The sequence below is a fragment of the Parasphingorhabdus pacifica genome (genome assembly GCF_054779195.1).
The window spans coordinates 67,680-83,247 of the sequence record NZ_BAAGYS010000014.1 but is presented as its reverse complement, the minus strand read 5'-3'; the positions used below and the strand labels follow the sequence as shown (position 1 = coordinate 83,247).

The following is a 15,568-nucleotide window of genomic DNA, read 5'->3' as shown; positions in this document are numbered from 1 at the left end:
TGGTCGCGTTGACACCCGTACTTGCTTCGGTTCGCTGCCGCGAACCTCCAGCTCGGCCTTCTTCGTCCTCCTCAACTCATCCGAGGCCGGTGCTCTTCGAGGCGAGCGTGGTCAGCTCGTCCCGCAACCAGGCTTCGTAGCCCCGGCCGAGGACCGGGCCGAGGGAGATCCGGGACACGCCGAGCTGGGCCATCCGGTCGAGGTCGACACCGGGCTTAGCCAGCACGTTGATCGGGCCGAGTTTGTCGACCAGCTCGCCGATCACCTTTTCCTCGCTGGCCAGCAAGGGATACACGCAGTCGGCGCCCGCGGCGAGGTATTCGCGGCCGCGCGCCACCGCTTCGTCGACCAGCGTGGTCTGGTCGGTGCCACCAGCGGCCTGCAGGAACACGTCCACCCGCGCGTTGATCACGAGCGGGACATCGATCTCTTCGGCGGCCTCGCGGAGTTTCGCGAGGCGGCGAGCGTGGTCGGCGGTGGAGACGAGCGAGTCGGCGGTGTGATCGCTGTCCTCGATGTTGAACCCGGCGGCTCCCATCTTGACCAGGCGTGCCACGAGATCCGCGGCCGCCAGCCCGTAGCCGGACTCCACATCCACTGTGGCGGGAACGGCCACGGCTCCACAGATGCGCGCGGCTGCCGCCAGCATTTCGTCCGCAGGCGCGCCCTCGTGGTCGTCGAACCCGAGAGAGCGGGCCACCGTCTCACTGGTGGTGGCCACGGCAGAGAAACCTGCCTCCTCGGCGGCTCGTGCGCCGGAGACGTCCCAGATGTTGCCGAGAACGAGCGGAGCACCCTGCTTGTGGAGCTGTCGGAAGGATGTGCACTTGTCCTGAAGCACGGCGTAGAAACCTTTCGCAGATATCGGACCGGCGGGCGGTGCTGGGGATATGGCCACCGCGGGAACACCGCGGTGGCCGACGCCCCGGGTTCAGCTTTTCGCGGGCTGCATGCGGGTGCTGATCGCAACCCGGTTCAGGGTGTTGATCACTGTGATCACCCACAGCAGTTGGCTCAGCTCAGCTTCGTTGAACTCCTTCGCCGCGATGTAATAGACCTCGTCGGGCACTTGGCCGTCGTGGACCAGGGTGACCGCCTCGGTCAGCTCCAGGGCTGCCCGCTCCCGCTCGGTGAAGAACGGGGCTTCCCGCCAGGCACTGAGCGTGTAAAGACGTTGCTCGGTCTCCCCCTTGCCTCGGGCTTCCTTCGTGTGCATGTCCAGGCAGAGGGTGCAACCGTTGATCTGCGAAGCCCTCGTATTGACCAGGTCAATGAGCAAGGGCTCCACCCCGGCGGCCGTGGCCCCATCGACCACGGTGTCCTTGAGCTTGCGCATGGCAGCGTAGTTTTCCGGCGTCACCTTGGTGAGGACGACACGCGACGATCCGATCGTGATTCTCCTAGCGGGTGTTCCTGAAATGGCTGGACAAGCTGGCCGGACAGGACGGCCAGCTTGTCCGGGTTGGTGAGGAGCCCGACCCACTGGACGTGTCCATCGGCGACTACGACGGTGATCGCGGCATCGAGCTTGTCCTCGAACCATGTCGCCGCGCCCGGCTGCCCGTTGAGCTCCACGAGCTGGAAGTCCCGGCACCGGAAGCGGTTTGGGTGGATGCCGGCCAGGAACCGGGCCACCTTCTCGACCCCGAAGATGGGGTTGCGCGCGGCTCTCACCTTGCCGCCGCCATCGTTGTAGAGCATGACGTCGGAGGTGAGCAGTTCCAGCAGGCCTGTAAGGTCGCCGCCTCGGCAGGCGGCCAGGAACCGCTCGGACACGCGCTGTTGGGTGGCCCGGTCGGGGCCGAACCGCGGGCGGCGTGCACGCACGTGTTCGCGGGCCCTGTGGGCGAGTTGGCGCACGCTGGCACTCGATCGTCCCAGCATGGCGGCGATGTCCTCGTGCGGGTAGTCGAAGACCTCCCGCAGCACGAACACCGCCCGCTCGGCCGGCGCCAGCGTCTCCAGCACCACCAGCATCGCTGCCGAGGCCGACTCGGCCAGCACCGCCTGCATCGCTGCCGAGGCGACTCGGCCAGCACCGCCTGCTCGGCCACATCCGGTACCGCCCGCTCGGTGACCAGCGGTTCCGGCAGCCACGGACCCACATACGACTCGCGCCGAGACCGCAGCGTCCGCAACCGGTTCAACGCCAGCCGAGTCGCGATGCGTACCAGGTATGCCCCCGGGTTGGTGACCTTCGAACGGTCACAGGCCGACCAGCGCAGCCACGTCTCCTGAACCGTGTCCTCGGCATCGGCCACGCTGCCCAGCATCCGGTAGGCCGTCACGAAGCACTGATCCCGATGATGTTCGAACCGCATCGCGCGGTCCACTTCCGAGTCAGCCATGTGTCCCTGTTAGCCCTTCCGGTTTGATGCCTGCTACTCATCAGACACGGGGCAGAGTCTCGGGTGTGACAGGCGGCCGACCACAGCATCGACTGGGTCGTCTCGTAAGCGGATCCCTTCCGTACGGAGGTTCAGGGCTCGTCGTCGGGTCGTTGGGATCGCGTAGCCGGCGCAGCTTGCCTGGTGGACTGCTGATGAAGGCGTAGCGACCCTGGACGTCGATGTGGCGAGCCCAGCGGAGAGAGGCGGGCGACGTCCCCGTCGCGAACCGGGTAGCCCTGCTTGCAGAGAGTTTGACGATGGCGTCGAAATGGACTCTGTTCCACAACACGACCATGTTCAGCACTAGTCCGAGCGCGCCGAGCTGGTCTTTCTGGCGATGGCGGTAAGACCCGTACAGCGCGTTTGCCGTGAAAGATCCTCCAAGCCAGTGCGTGAAGGGACTCTTGGGTGTTGAGTCGAGTGTTGATGCGGCGCCGGCAGGTTTCGTCAGCATCAGTGAAGGCCAGCATGTGCGGGGTTGGCGATGCGGCCATACTCGGCCAGGGCCTTGCTCAGGGTCGGTGTGGCGCCGCCGCATCAACTCCGAAGCAAGGATTGCCCCGGTGGACAGCGAACCCGACACGCGCAGCAGATCCGGGCTCGGCCGTCCAGGGCACGCCGTCCTCGACCGCGTAGTCGACCTTGAACGCGCCCGTAGCGGAACCGCCGGTCGTCCCCCCCCGAGCGACGCGTGGACGGAGCCGCGCTCGGGTGCCGAGTAGCACGGTAGCGACCACCAACGTGGCCGGAAAGCCCAGCGGCCCCGCGATGGGGCGCATCGCGGGGCCGCTGCAGTGTCGTCCCGGTGTTGCGGGACGGCGCGATTCTTCGTGGCGCGGTCGGCGGACCCTTACAGGTCGCCGGTCTGCAGGAGGGCGTTGGTCGTCATCAGGGGGGCTGACTCGACGGCGGGTACGGACGCCTCCTGAATCCGCGTGCTGGTGGCGGCAGGGGCGGCGGACGGCGTTCGCTCCAGGTGCAGCGCCGCGACGCCCGCCACGTGCGGGCTGGCCATCGACGTGCCGCTCATGGTCTCGCTGCCGCCGCCGGGGACGGTCGAGGTGATGTCGACCCCGGGCGCGTAGCCCTCGACGGTCGAGCCCCAGTTCGTGAAGGACGCGGACCCGTCGGAGTTGTCCGAGGCCGCGGTGGTGAACACGCCGTCGGCGCTGGCTGGGGAGGTCAGGCTGGCGTTGAGGCTGCTGTTGCCGGCGGCGACCGCGGTGAACACGCCCGATTCGACGAGTCCGGTGGCGGCTTCGTTCAGCGTGGGATCGAGTGTGCCGCCGATGGACATGTTGGCCACCGACGGGCCGTCGTGGTTCTTCGCCACCCACTCCATGCCCGCGACGATGTCGGCGGTGGTGCCCGAGCCTTCGTCGTTGAGAACCTTCACCCCGACAAGGTCGGTGTCCTCGGCGACGCCGAAGGTCTCGCTGCCGATGGTGCCTGCCACGTGCGTACCGTGGCCGTGGCCGTCGACCCCGTTGCCACCCGTGGCGTCGAAGCCGATGGACGCGCGGTCACCGAACTCGGGGTGTGTCGGGTCGATGCCGGTGTCGATGACGTAGGCGGTGACGCCCGCGCCGCTGCCCGCCACGTCATAGACGTTGTCCAGCGGGAGCTCGGGCTGGTCGATGCGGTCGATTCCCCAGGAGGCGGTGCCCGCGCCCCGTGGCTCGTCCAAGCTCGTGCGGAACGTCTGCGAGACGTGCTCGACGTCGAGGTTCTGCCGCACCGAGCGGAGCTGGGTCCCGTTCAGGTCGGCCGCGAATCCGGTGAGGGTGGCGCTGTAGACGTGCTCGGGCCGGATGTTCAGCTCGCGGGCTACCGCGAGCGGGTCGGCTCCGTCGGACAGGCTCACGATGTAGGAGCCGGCCACGCCGCCTTTGGACTGATCGTGGGTGGTCAGTGGCGCGAGTATGGCATCTGTGGGTGCGGCACCGGCAACGGCGGTGGTAGAGAGCATCAGCGCGGCGGCACCGACGCCCGCGCCCATGCCATACGGCAGCTTCATCCCGAATTCCCTCCCGTGGCCCATTCGAGTGTCGTGCGACATCCGAACGTGTTCTTCGGCACTAGATGTAACACATTCGCGTGAAGCAGCACATAGGAACAGTCCTACGGGTGATCAACTTCGCGATGGAAGAAAACACACCGTAACTGCCGGTTGAGGCGGGCAAACGGTTTCGAATTACGGAAACGTGCAGTTCAGTACGTCGTTTCGTCGTGTTCCGGGTCTCGGGTCGGGTTGCGAGTCGTCCTGCGAATTCACCGGGATGACGCATTTCTCCGCTGCTCCGGCTTCTCCGGATTTCGAGACCTTCGCGGATGAATCGGATGATTCGCGCATCCAGGCCCGCGGCAGCCGGTGGCGTCGGCAGACGAAGTGGGCCCGAAGTGGGCCCGAGGTGGGGAGCGGCCGGGATCGGAAAGCGCTGGGCGCCGAAATGCGCGTTGCGCCGAACCATGTGGACGGTGACAGCGAGGGGAACAGTCGATGCTCGCCATGTACTCGGGCAGTGGGGCGCATTAGCGTCCGCTGTGCACCGCAGACGTAACCCGAAAGGCCTACGCCAGTGCACTCACCCTCGATGGACGCGAGTTCCTTCCTCGTGGAGTTCGTCAAAGCACCCACCAGGACAGCGGCGGTGTTGCCGAGCTCGACCGCCCTCGCGGCGAAGATGGTGCCGCCGATCCCCGAACGGGGACACCCGGTCGTCGTCGAACTGGGGGCCGGTTCGGGCGCCCTCACTCGCGCGATTCAGCAACGATTGGGTGGACGGGGACGGCACATCGCACTCGAACTGAACGAGAAGTGGGCGAACATGCTGGCCGAACGCCACCCGGACGTCGAGGTGCTCTGCGCGGACGCGCGTTCGCTGCCCGAGATCCTCGACGAACGCGGCGTCCTCGCCGACGTGATCGTCAGCGGACTGCCGTGGGCGGCATACACACCCGTCGAGGGCGGCTCCGTCATCCGATCGCTGGGCCGCGCGCTGTCCGAGGACGGAATCTTCGCGCAGTTCGGTTACGCCTGGTCGCGCTGGGCACCACCCGCGCGGCGGCAGTTGCGGGACTTCGAAGCGGAATTCGAGGAGACGGCCACGAGCCGGACGATCTGGCGGAACGTGCCGCCCGCCGTGGTGCACACCGCTCGCCGCCCCAGGCGGGTCCGCCCGCACTGAGGCGACGGAACGGTGGGTCAGTCGCCGCGCCGCGAAACTCGCTGCTGGTAGAGGGACTCCATGCGGGCGTCCAGGTCGGCGGCCGTCACGGCCGCCGACTCGAGTTCGTCGAGGAAGGGCGAATCGGCTTGCTGGCCGTGCTTGTAGTACAACTCGTGCTCCAGGGTCGCCCAGAAATCCATCGCGATCGTCCGCAGCTGCAGCTCCGCCGTGACGTGCATCGTCCGGTTCGACAGGACCACGGGCGTCCGCACGATCAGGTGCAGGCTTCGGTAGCCGTTGGGTTTGGGGGCGGCGATGTAGTCCTTGGTCTCCACGACCTCGGTATCGTGCCCGCGCAGCAGGTCGCGCACGAGGTAGACGTCGGAAACCAGCGGGCACACCACGCGCACTCCCGCGAGGTCGGTCAGGTGTTTCCGGGCGGACTCCGTGCTCAACGGATGCGATCGCCGCCGTAGTTTGGCGACGATGGCTTCCGGGCTCTTGACCCGGTGCGTGATGTGTTGGATCGGATCGTGCTCGTTCGTGAAGTCGAATTCCTCGCTCCAGATGCGCAGCCTGGTCACGATCTCCTCGACGGCGAACTTGTAGGGGAGCAGGAAACCGCCGAACTCGCGCAGCTGGTCGAGACCGGACTCCACGGATTCCTCGGAGAGCTCGGATCGCCCGCCGGGAAGGCGCCGACCCCAGCTCTCCCAGGAGTTCCGTCCCCCTGCGCGTTCGGCGGGTGTCATCGGGTCCCCTCGAAAGCGTCGTGGCTGCCCGCCCCAAGCTTAGAAGCCTGCCGGGAGGAACGTTCGCGGTCGCGGTGGTCACGGGCGCGTAGGCGCTGTCCTGCCCGCGGGACCGCGGCCGGACCGGCACCGGGTCAACGCAGTTCGTCGAGTGCTTGCTCGGCGGTGAGGCAGCCCGTGGTCGTGAGATCAAGGTTCGTGATGGATGCGGTGTGCGCCTCCTCCGAGCCGGTGGCGACGCAGTCGCTGATCACGTGCACGTCGAAGCCCAGGTCGGCAGCGTGCCTGGCGGTCTGCTCCACGGTGAGGTTGGTGGCCACTCCGGTGATCAGGACGGTATCGACTCCCTGCCGGTTCAGCCGGTCGGCGAGGTCGTTCCCGGCGAGCCCGGAGAGTTTCTGGTTGTCGACCGCATTTCCGTCATCGGCGAGGTGGGACATCTCAGGGATCAGCTTCGAGCCGAGGGAGTCGGCTCGGAAGTTCTGCTGCGCGTCGGCGACCGCACGCATGAGTTCGGTGTTGCGGGTCAACGAGCCCTCGTCCTCGGGGATGGTGAACCTGGTGAAGTACAGGCTCGCCCCCGCATCACGCGCGGATTCGTGGAAACGCGTGGCACGTTCCACAACGCCGCTGCGGGACACCGGTTCCCCGAGCATCTTGCCGAAGAACCCGTCCGGTTTGATCACGTTGATTTGCCAGTGCAGGCCGAGGACCGCGGTCTGTTGTGGAGTGAGGGTCATGGGGGCTCATTATGTCCGCATGGCCGCCGGAGCGCTGCGGAGTTGGTGCGAACGGGCGACCGCGTGTGGACGACCGCGCCTCCGCGCATCCGGAGGACGGTCGGCAGTCCGCCGGGAGGGACGCGCCGAGCGGTGCACCCAACTCAGCTGTGCTGCCGCCACACCGCCCGGTAGCGCTCGGCGGTGGCCTCGTCCATGCGATTGCGCACCTCCGAGGCGTGCCCCGGCGGATAGCCGTAGCGGGTCAGCCGGGCGTTGGTGCTGTCCACCGAGTTGGTCAGCGCGATACGCACGATCACCAGGACCCCGAGCAGTACCGATCCCAGCGCCACCGGCCACGACCCGCCGAAATAACCGAGGCACAGCAGCATCCCGACGGCCGCTGGAGCCACCTGCACGAGTCCGCGCACCGCCACGCGCAGCACCCAGCTGCCGCAGGTCACATCGTGCAGCACCCACTCCCGGTACTTCGCGGGCAGTGTTCCGCCGTACTGATAGCGCAGCCACAGCACGGGGTTGGGGCGGCGTCCGGACATGGCCGCATCCTATCCGGCTGCCACGACGGCGGTTCGCCTTCGTCTCAGAGCTTGTCGTCGAAGGGTTCGTCCCGGAACCTGGCGGCGAGTTCGCTCCGCGAGCTGATACCCAGCTTCGAGTAGATGCGGGTGAGGTGGAACTGGATGGTCTTGACCGAGATGAACAGCTCCACCGCGGCCTGCTTGTTGCTCTTTCCCGCCGCGACCAGCGCCGCGACGGCGTGTTCCTGGGCGGTCAGCGGTGTCGACTCGCCACCGCCGCGCTTGACGTTCATCCCGCCTGCCTTGAGCTCGCGGTCGCAACGCTCGACGTAGGCGTTCGCCCCCAGCGCGAGGTAGGCGTCACGAGCGTTCTGCAGCACGACGTCGGCCTCGCGTCGTTTGCCCGCCCGGCGAAGCGTCTGGCCGTAGGCGAAGTTGACTCGCGCCCGGTCGTAGGGCAGTGGCAGCCCGGTCAGTTGGTTCAGCGCGCGGTCGAAGGACGCCCTGGCCGCCTCGATGTCTCCGGTGGTCCCCTGGAGGCGGCCGCGGACGTAGCCCAGTCGTGCCTGCACCGACCGATGTCCGCGTTCGGCGGCGAGTTTCTCGTGTGGTGCCAGGAAGGCATCCGCTTCCTCGACGCGGTTGCAGAGTACGAGCGCGTTGCCGTAGACGTCGTGCCACGGCCAGTGGCCCGGCTCGTTCATGCCGCCGCGGGACGGCAGGTGCACCACGGGTTCCAGTGCCCGCAGCACGCTCTCGTAGTCGGCTTGGGCCTCGGCGTACTGCGCTCGCGCCAGGCAGGAGGGGATGAGCATGATCTCGTAGTTGTGGGTGCCTGCCGAAGCCTCCTGCAGGTGCGCATGCGCTTGATCCCAGTTGCCCCGCAGCGCGTGGGTCTGGATGCCCGTCCAGTGCACCAGCGGACGAACCAGGTCGAGTCCCACGCTGTCGAGCTCCGCCACCGCCCGGTTGACGGTGTAGATGGCATCGTCCCAGGCTCCGAGCGCGAATTCGGTGCGTGCGAGCCACGCTTGCGCCCACAACGAGATGCGAGCCGAGCCCATCCGGTACCGGGTCGGCACCGCCCGCTGCAATTCCCCACGGGCGGTGAGCGGATCGTCCAGCGCGAGGTCCAACCAGCCCTTGGCCATGTCGAACCGTTGGGCCTGAGCACCGGCCTCGACCTTGTCCAAAACCTCGCGATAGGCGCGTTTGGCCTGTTCTGGGTAGCCGCTGGCGGCGAGTCCGAGTCCGAGGACCGCCGCGGATTCGACGGCCGACGGTTCGTCCGGTCCGACCAGTTCGATGGCCCTACGCGCCCAGGCGACCAGGTCCGGACCGCGCAGGCGGCTCAACGAGTCCAGCACTCGCCGCTGGCAGATCAACGCCGCCGTGTCCGGGTCCTGCTGTGGTGAGCACTGCTGCCACGCGCGGTTCAGCAGTGTCTCCGCCTCCACGGGGCGACCTTGCATGATCGCGAGGTAGCCGAGGACCGCGTCCCGTCTGGGAGTGGGCGGCAGGCTCTCGATCGCTGGTGAGTAGGTGGCGGCTTGCGGCAGGTCGCCCGCACCGGCGAACCCGTCGACGGCCCGGAGCGCGCGGTGTTCGCGGTCGGCCCTGGCGGGGCTGAGGCGGCTGGCGTACACGAGGGCGTGTCCGGCGGCGGACCACGCGCCGAGGGCGGCTTGGCGGGCGGCGAACCGGTCGAGTTCGTCGGCGAGTTCGGCGTCGGGGAACGGTGTGTTCGCGACCCGGTGGGAAAACCTCGCCCACTCCGATTCGACGATATCGGCCGCGCGGGCGTGCAGCTGGTGCCGCCGCAACGGTGGTAGTTCGCCGTAGACGGCAGCTCGGACGAGCGGGGTGGTGAAGCCGAGCGTTCGGGCATCCGCCGCGGTCAGCAGTCCGCTGCGGCACGCCTCGTCCAGCGCGGTCAGCGGGTCGGGCGCGTCGGCGAGTTGCGCGGCTTCGGCGAACGACGTCGAATCGCCCAGGACGGCTGCTGACTCCACGAACGCCCGAGTCTCGGGCGTGCAGGAGCGCATCGTCTCCCGCACGTCCGCCGAGAACGCCTTGGGTGCGGGGAGCATGGGTTGCCACCCGGACCAGGTCTCGTTCGGCAGCTCGTGCAACAGCTGCTTGATGTGCAGCGGGTTGCCTCGCGTGTGTTCGGCGAGCCTGCGCGCGACCGGGGCGGACAGGTCCACGCCCGTCCACTGGATCGCGAGTCCCCGCACAGCGGCGGGCTTGAGCGGGCCCAGTCGCAGCACGGGGCCGCCACGGTGCCCCAGCACCTCGCGGGCCTCAGCGGATTGACTCTGCTCCTCGGCGGTCAGCAGGTGCAAGAGCTGTTCCCCGGAAGCGTGCTGCAATGCCGACGACAGTGCCTCCAGCGAGGCGACGTCGGCCCAGTGCGCGTCGTCGACGACGATCACCACCGGCTGCTTCTCGTCGGCTTCCGAACAGGTTTCGAGAAGTTTCCGCCCCAGATCGGCGGGCGCCCGCGCGGAGTCGGGCCAGGTTGTCGGCGCGGACCGGCCTGACCGCGCCAACAACTGTTCGAGCACGCCGAAGCGCAGCTCCCGTTCCCACCGGAGACCCGTTGCCCGCAGGCAGCGGATCTCGGAGCGGTGGTCGGCCAGGAATTCGTCCACCAGCGCTGTCTTGCCGATGCCCTCCGGGCCCTCGATCACGAGCCGAGCGGTGGTGCCACCACGCACGCTTGCCAGGACACGTTCCAACTCGGCGAGTTCGGCTCGGCGACCCACGATGCCGCGCAGCCGGGAATGGCTGGTCACACGGCCACCGTAATCGCCGTGTGAACCCTGCTTGAACTCGCGTGATGGGCGAGGCGCTCGTGGGAACACCCTGCGAGGAATCCCAATCCGGTTCTCAACTGCCCGAGTGTTCGATCGCTCGGGACCAGCCGTGTCTTACTCAGTGGCTGCCACCCTGATCGTGTCCGTAAGAGGATCCCTACGCGGGCTCGTGCAGTCGCCTGCTTGCTGCAGTTGGCGACCGTGACGCCAGGACCAGTCGGTACGACCCGCCGGGACGCGCATCGAAGTGCTCGAACCGGCCGGTCATCCGTCGGGTAACCACCCGGCAAGCGCCTCGGAGTCGGTCAGCGCGGCGAATACCCGGTCGGGCGAGGGGCTGATGCCTCGGACGGCGGTGTCAGTCCGACTCATCGCGGGCGCGCCCGTAGCGCTCGTAGATCACGCGCGAGCCGAACGTCCTGGTCTCGACCAGGTCCAGCCGAACGTCTTCGGTGACCGGCGGTAGGAAGGGCGTCCCGCCACCGACGATGACCGGATTGCGGAACATGCGCAGCTCGTCGACGAGGCCGAGCTCGATCGCTGCCGTGGCCAGGCCGGCGCCGCCGATCGAGACGTCCTTGTCGGTCGCGTCGAGCGCCGCAGCGGCCTCTTCGGCCACCGACGCCTCGGCGAGCCGGGCGTTGCCCTGAACGCTGTCGAGCGTGCGGCTGAAGACGACCTTCGGGATAGCGCACCAGACCTCGGCGAACGTGGCCCCGAGCTCGTTGTCGCGCATCGACGGATCCGTTTCCCACGGCAGCATGGTCTCGTAAAGCCTGCGGCCGCACAGATAGCCGCCGAGCTCGCGTGTCTGCGCGATGTGGAAACGAAACTGCTCCTCGTCAGGGACCGTCCACCCGAACGCGCCCTCCCGGTCGGCGATAAAGCCGTCCACCGAGACGCCCATCGAATAGATCAGCATGGCTTCAAGCTCATCGCACCGGAGCGACGGACGATGATCGCGATGAAGTTCACCATTGAGCTTGACATCGGGCTCTCTTCCTTCTGCAGGCTGCTCTGCCACAGCTAGTTGTTCTGTCCTGTGAGGTTGGGAATGCGGTGGGCGGGTGGGCCGCCGATGCTGGTGTGGTGTCGATGATGGTGCACCAGTGCAGGAAGCTTGGCAGGGTTCGAGCGGCCCGACCGCACCGGCGCATCCTGGCCTGATCGGCGATCACCGCGGCATAGCGGGGCATCAGTTCTGCCGTCGCCGCGATACATCGCCGACGCCGAGTGCACTACCCACCGGGAACGTCGATCAAGACGGCAAGGAACGGGCGGCGGCATCAGCCGAGGTCGCCGCCCGCGACCGGCAGCACGGTCCCGGTGATGTAGGACGCTTCGTCGGAGGCGAGGAAGGCGATCGCCGCGGCCTGCTCGTCGGTCGAGCCGTATCGCTTCATCAGCGAGGAGTCCACGGTCTGGTCGACGACCTGCCGGTTCCAGGCCTGTTCCTGCTCGCCCTCGGCCACCGGACCACGCGCCACGCGACGCGCGGGCGCTTCGGTTCCGCCCGGTGCGGTCGCCACCACCCGGATGCCGTGTTGGGCGACCTCCCACGCCAGTGACGCGGTGAGGGCGTTGACCCCACCCTTGGCCGCCGAGTACGGAATCCGGTTGAGGCCTCGCGTGGCCACCGACGAAACGTTGACGATCGTTCCCGCGCCTTGCTCGATCAGGTGGGGGAGCACCGCGCGGCACGTCCACAGCGTCGGGAACAGCGAGCGCTGCACCTCGGCTTCGATCTGTTCGGCGGTGTAGTGCTCGTAGGGCTTGGCCCAGATCGTTCCGCCGACGTTGTTGATCAGCACGTCGAGCCGTCCGTACGCGACCACCGCCTCGTTGATCGCCTGCTCGGCGCCGGTAAACTTCTCCAGGTCGGCGGTGATGCTGTGCGCCCGGCGTCCGGTCGCTCGCAGCTCCTCGCTCACCTCGTGGACGATTTCGGACCGGTCGATCAGGACGACCGTGGCGGCCTCCGAGGCCATCCGCCGGGCCACGGCCAACCCGATTCCCTGTGCCGCCCCGGTCACGGCCACGACCTTGCTCGCATACCGCCCGGTCATGATGCGGCGCTCAGTTCGGGCTGGTCTTCGAGGGCGGCCACCGCGAACTTCTCGAAGTAGAAGTTGGCGGGCGTGATGCCCTCGTTGGTCATGTGCGTGCGCACCGCTTCGACCATGGCGGGCGGACCGCAGAGATAGACGTCCACGTCGCCGTCGTTGAGGTGCCGCGGTTCGAAGTGGTCGGTCACGTAGCCCTTCTTCGCCGCGCTGCTGGCCTCGTCGGTGACGCAGTAGTCGTAGGTGAAGTTCGGGATGACCGAGGCGTAGTGCTCCAGCTTGTCCAGCCCGACGAGGTCCTGGTCGGACGAGACGCCGTAGAGCATGTGGATCGTGTGTTCCAGCTCGGTTCCGCTGAGCTTCTCGAGCATCGACAACAGCGGGGCCAGTCCGGTGCCGCCGGCCAGGAACAGGGCGGGGCGTTTGAGGTCCCGCAGGAAGAACGTGCCCAGCGGGCCGGTGAACTCGAGCTCGTCACCGGGCTGGGCGCGTTCCCGGAGGTAGCTCGACATGGCGCCGCCTTCGGTGATGCGCACGAGGAAGGAGACGGTCTCTTCGCGCGGGCCGCTGCTGAAGGAGTAGGACCGGGCCAGTTCGGTGCCGGGCACTCCGACGTTGACGTACTGGCCGGGTAGGAAACCCAGCTGTTCGCGGTCCTCGACTTCCAGTGTGAACTCGACTGTGCTGTCGGAGTGGTGCTGGATGTCGGAGACCGTCGCCGAATGGGTGGCGGCCTGGGTTTTCGCCATGGCGGAGGTGCTGGGGATCTGCAGGATGAGGTCGCTGCGCGGCATCATCTGGCACGGCAGGGCGTAACCCTGCTCCGCTTCTTCGTCCGAGAGCGCGTCCTCGATGTAGTCGCCGCCGTCGTAATCGCCGGATTCGCACCACGACTTGCACGTCCCGCAGGCTCCGTCACGGCAGTCGAGCGGAATGTTGATCCGCGACTTGTAGGACGCGTCGGCCACGGTCTCGTCGGGCGAGCACGTGATGAGTCGGGTGACTCCATCCTCAAAGGACAGTGCAACTTGATGTGTCATGAGAAAGGCTCGTTTCGGCAGAGAAGAAGCAGAGAAGGGTTAACCGATCAGATGTGGTAGATGTCCACCACGTGATGGACGTAGTCGTTCTTGAGGACGACCGTCTTCTTCTTGATCAGTGGCTGCTCTCCGGAGAAGTCGATCGTGTAGAACGAGGTCCCGAAATACGTGTCGACGTTGTTGTACCGGAAGTACAGCGTGAACCAGTTGAATCGCACGTCGACCTCGTCGCCGCGCTGTTCGACGATCTCGACGTTGGTGATGTTGTGCCCGGTCCGTGGCTCCGGCATGCTGGTGGCCGCCGAGCGATCGGTGCGGATCCGGAACACGCGGTCTTCCAGGCCGCCGCGGTTCGCGTAATAGATCAACGAGATTTCGGAGTGCGGGTCCGTCGTGAGCTCGTCGTCGTCATCCCAGGCGGGCATCCAGAACACGACGTCCGGGTGGTAGCACTCGAGCCACGTTTCGAACTCGCGGTCGTCGAGGTACCTGGCTTCCCGGTAGAGGAACTGCTGGACGGCTTCGAGCGTCACGGTCCCCGGTTCGGCAACTGCAGTCATGGTGATCGTTCTTCCTTAACCGGTCGGCTCGTCAGCGGGCGTCTTCGGATTCGACGGCATGGCGCATCGTGTCCAGCCAGTAGCCGTGCTGGATGGGGTAGAGCCCCTCGTCCTCGGTGCGCACACCGCTGGCGACCGGGTTGATGCCGAGCTTCTTGGCGTCCTCGTCCGGCCCGTCGATCTGGTGGGTGGCACCTCGGCTCATGTCGTTCCACGGGGCCGTGGTCGCCATGTAGGTCTTCTGGCAGGAGCGGAACTCCTCCAGGTCGTCCGGGGTCGCCATACCGGTCGCGTTGAAGAAGTCCTCGTACTGACGGATCCGGTTGGCGCGGGCCTCGGCGCTCTCACCCTTGGGTGCGATGCAATAGATCGTGACCTCGGTCTTGTCCACCGAGATCGGCCGGAAGTGGCGGATCTGCGAGCTGAACTGGTCCATCAGATAGACGTTCGGGTACAGGCACAGGTTCCGGGAGAACCCGATCATCCAATCGGCCTTGTCCTCGCCGAACTGCTTCACGAGTTCGTCCCGCTTCTCGTTGAGCGGCCGGTTGGACTTGTCCAGCCACTCGGTCCACAGCAGCAGGTGCCCGTGCTCGAAGGAGTAGAAGCCGCCCTTCTGCTTCGACCAGCCACCGGCGTCCATGTTCTTGGTCGCGTTGCTGGACTCGCCCGAGGTGCGGCGGGCCGTGGTCGCGGCGTAGTTCCAGTGCGTGGCCGAAACGTGGTAGCCGTCGGCGCCGTTCTCCGCCTGGACCTTCCAGTTGCCGTCGTAGGTGTAGCTGGACACGCCACGCAGCACTTCCAGGCCCTCGGGGGACTGGTCGACGATCATGTCGATGACCTTGGTGGTCTCGCCGAGGTGCTCTTCCAGCGACTTGACGTCGGGGTTGAGGCTGCCGAACAGGAAACCGCGGTATCTCGCGAACCGCGGGACCTTCGTGAGGTCGTGGGAGCCCTCGGTGTTGAACTGCTCCGGGTAGCCGGCGTCACGGGGGTCCTTGACCTTGAGCAGCCTGCCGTCGTTGCTGAACGTCCACCCGTGGAAGGGACAGGTGAGCGTCGTGCGGTTGTCCTTCTTGCGACGGCAGAGCATGGCGCCGCGGTGGCTGCACGCGTTGATGAGGCAGTTCAGCTCGCCCTTCTTGTCGCGCGTGATGACGACGGGCTGCCGACCGATGTGCGTGGTGAAGTAGTCACCGACGTTGGGGATCTGGCTCTCGTGAGCCAGGTAGATCCAGTTTCCCTCGAAAATGTACTTCATTTCGAGTTCAAACAGTTCTTCGTCGGTGAAGATGCTTCGGTTCGTCCGGTAGACGCCGTTTTCTGCATCCTCGATCAACGCGACGTCCAGCGTGGCACGGACGTGGTCTGACGGCGCTGTCATGCGTCCTCCGATCTTGTAGTGGAAGAGTCCGTCCCCGGTGGGGCACCTCCGAGGGCTCACGGGAATGGGAAACACCGTGACATCGAGGTGTCCGCCGTCACGCCAGGAATTTGCCCAGGGTTGACCTAGGCC

Annotated in this window: 14 protein-coding genes and 1 pseudogene; 1 reads left to right on the top strand and 14 read right to left on the bottom strand. The window is 67.0% G+C overall.

Annotation, left to right across the window (positions count from 1 at the left end; translation table 11 throughout):
• Positions 1 to 76: 76 nt before the first annotated feature.
• From ACYVAN_RS20515 to ACYVAN_RS20495, 5 genes and pseudogenes are all read right to left on the bottom strand, one after another.
• Positions 77 to 841: an isocitrate lyase/PEP mutase family protein gene (locus ACYVAN_RS20515; protein ID WP_460962057.1), complete on the bottom strand. Its 765-nt coding sequence runs from the start codon at positions 839 to 841 to the stop codon at positions 77 to 79.
• A gap of 90 nt (positions 842 to 931) precedes the next feature.
• A complete protein-coding gene (locus ACYVAN_RS20510) occupies positions 932 to 1,360 on the bottom strand; it encodes a carboxymuconolactone decarboxylase family protein (RefSeq protein WP_460962055.1) in 429 nt (142 codons plus the stop codon).
• A complete protein-coding gene (locus tag ACYVAN_RS20505; protein WP_460962053.1) occupies positions 1,357 to 2,013 on the bottom strand; it encodes a sigma factor-like helix-turn-helix DNA-binding protein in 657 nt (218 codons plus the stop codon). The genes ACYVAN_RS20510 and ACYVAN_RS20505 overlap by 4 nt, the downstream gene beginning before the upstream one ends.
• Positions 2,014 to 2,135: 122 nt before the next feature.
• A pseudogene (locus ACYVAN_RS20500) lies at positions 2,136 to 2,321 on the bottom strand (sigma factor); the annotation flags it as partial.
• Positions 2,322 to 3,240: 919 nt separating this feature from the next.
• Entirely contained in the window at positions 3,241 to 4,407 is a 1,167-nt protein-coding gene (locus tag ACYVAN_RS20495; RefSeq protein ID WP_460962051.1) for a S8 family peptidase, read from the bottom strand.
• Positions 4,408 to 4,984: 577 nt separating this feature from the next.
• Between ACYVAN_RS20495 and ACYVAN_RS20490 the strand changes: the two genes are divergently transcribed.
• On the top strand, positions 4,985 to 5,578 hold the full coding sequence (locus ACYVAN_RS20490) for a class I SAM-dependent methyltransferase (RefSeq protein ID WP_460962049.1): 594 nt from the start codon (positions 4,985 to 4,987) through the stop codon (positions 5,576 to 5,578).
• Between the two features lie 17 nt (positions 5,579 to 5,595).
• On the opposite strand, the gene ACYVAN_RS20485 is transcribed toward ACYVAN_RS20490, so the two are convergent.
• The 9 genes from ACYVAN_RS20485 to benA all read right to left on the bottom strand — a co-directional run bounded on the left by ACYVAN_RS20485 (position 5,596) and on the right by benA (position 15,436).
• On the bottom strand, positions 5,596 to 6,312 hold the full coding sequence (locus tag ACYVAN_RS20485; protein ID WP_460962047.1) for a GTP pyrophosphokinase: 717 nt from the start codon (positions 6,310 to 6,312) through the stop codon (positions 5,596 to 5,598).
• A gap of 134 nt (positions 6,313 to 6,446) precedes the next feature.
• Positions 6,447 to 7,052, bottom strand: a complete 606-nt coding sequence (locus ACYVAN_RS20480; RefSeq protein WP_460962045.1) for a cysteine hydrolase family protein — start codon at positions 7,050 to 7,052, stop codon at positions 6,447 to 6,449.
• A 143-nt stretch (positions 7,053 to 7,195) separates the two neighbouring features.
• Positions 7,196 to 7,588 carry a DUF5313 family protein gene (locus ACYVAN_RS20475; protein ID WP_460962043.1) on the bottom strand — a complete coding sequence of 131 codons (393 nt, stop codon included), beginning with the start codon at positions 7,586 to 7,588 and terminating at the stop codon, positions 7,196 to 7,198.
• 44 nt (positions 7,589 to 7,632) lie between these two features.
• Entirely contained in the window at positions 7,633 to 10,368 is a 2,736-nt protein-coding gene (locus tag ACYVAN_RS20470) for a helix-turn-helix transcriptional regulator (RefSeq protein WP_460962041.1), read from the bottom strand.
• 379 nt (positions 10,369 to 10,747) lie between these two features.
• Positions 10,748 to 11,311: a dihydrofolate reductase family protein gene (locus ACYVAN_RS20465; RefSeq protein ID WP_460962039.1), complete on the bottom strand. Its 564-nt coding sequence runs from the start codon at positions 11,309 to 11,311 to the stop codon at positions 10,748 to 10,750.
• Positions 11,312 to 11,675: 364 nt separating this feature from the next.
• Positions 11,676 to 12,455: a 1,6-dihydroxycyclohexa-2,4-diene-1-carboxylate dehydrogenase gene (locus tag ACYVAN_RS20460; RefSeq protein WP_460962037.1), complete on the bottom strand. Its 780-nt coding sequence runs from the start codon at positions 12,453 to 12,455 to the stop codon at positions 11,676 to 11,678.
• Entirely contained in the window at positions 12,452 to 13,492 is a 1,041-nt protein-coding gene (gene benC / locus ACYVAN_RS20455) for a benzoate 1,2-dioxygenase electron transfer component BenC (protein ID WP_460962035.1), read from the bottom strand. Before benC ends, ACYVAN_RS20460 begins: the two co-directional genes overlap by 4 nt.
• Positions 13,493 to 13,539: 47 nt before the next feature.
• Positions 13,540 to 14,052, bottom strand: a complete 513-nt coding sequence (gene benB / locus ACYVAN_RS20450) for a benzoate 1,2-dioxygenase small subunit (RefSeq protein ID WP_460962033.1) — start codon at positions 14,050 to 14,052, stop codon at positions 13,540 to 13,542.
• A 31-nt stretch (positions 14,053 to 14,083) separates the two neighbouring features.
• The gene (gene benA / locus ACYVAN_RS20445; RefSeq protein WP_460962031.1) at positions 14,084 to 15,436 is read right to left on the bottom strand and encodes a benzoate 1,2-dioxygenase large subunit; all 1,353 of its coding nucleotides are present in this window, start codon (positions 15,434 to 15,436) and stop codon (positions 14,084 to 14,086) included.
• Positions 15,437 to 15,568 lie beyond the last annotated feature (132 nt).

Excerpts from the sequence above, each read along its gene's own strand:
- ACYVAN_RS20505 (WP_460962053.1), bottom strand. The coding sequence starts at position 2,013 with ATGCAGGCGGTGCTGGCCGAGTCGGCCTCGGCAGCGATGCTGGTGGTG.
- ACYVAN_RS20495 (WP_460962051.1), bottom strand. The coding sequence starts at position 4,407 with ATGAAGCTGCCGTATGGCATGGGCGCGGGCGTCGGTGCCGCCGCGCTG.
- ACYVAN_RS20490 (WP_460962049.1), top strand. The coding sequence starts at position 4,985 with ATGGACGCGAGTTCCTTCCTCGTGGAGTTCGTCAAAGCACCCACCAGG.
- ACYVAN_RS20485 (WP_460962047.1), bottom strand. The coding sequence starts at position 6,312 with ATGACACCCGCCGAACGCGCAGGGGGACGGAACTCCTGGGAGAGCTGG.
- ACYVAN_RS20480 (WP_460962045.1), bottom strand. The coding sequence starts at position 7,052 with ATGACCCTCACTCCACAACAGACCGCGGTCCTCGGCCTGCACTGGCAA.
- ACYVAN_RS20475 (WP_460962043.1), bottom strand. The coding sequence starts at position 7,588 with ATGTCCGGACGCCGCCCCAACCCCGTGCTGTGGCTGCGCTATCAGTAC.
- ACYVAN_RS20465 (WP_460962039.1), bottom strand. The coding sequence starts at position 11,311 with ATGCTGATCTATTCGATGGGCGTCTCGGTGGACGGCTTTATCGCCGAC.
- ACYVAN_RS20460 (WP_460962037.1), bottom strand. The coding sequence starts at position 12,455 with ATGACCGGGCGGTATGCGAGCAAGGTCGTGGCCGTGACCGGGGCGGCA.
- benC (WP_460962035.1), bottom strand. The coding sequence starts at position 13,492 with ATGACACATCAAGTTGCACTGTCCTTTGAGGATGGAGTCACCCGACTC.
- benB (WP_460962033.1), bottom strand. The coding sequence starts at position 14,052 with ATGACTGCAGTTGCCGAACCGGGGACCGTGACGCTCGAAGCCGTCCAG.
- benA (WP_460962031.1), bottom strand. The coding sequence starts at position 15,436 with ATGACAGCGCCGTCAGACCACGTCCGTGCCACGCTGGACGTCGCGTTG.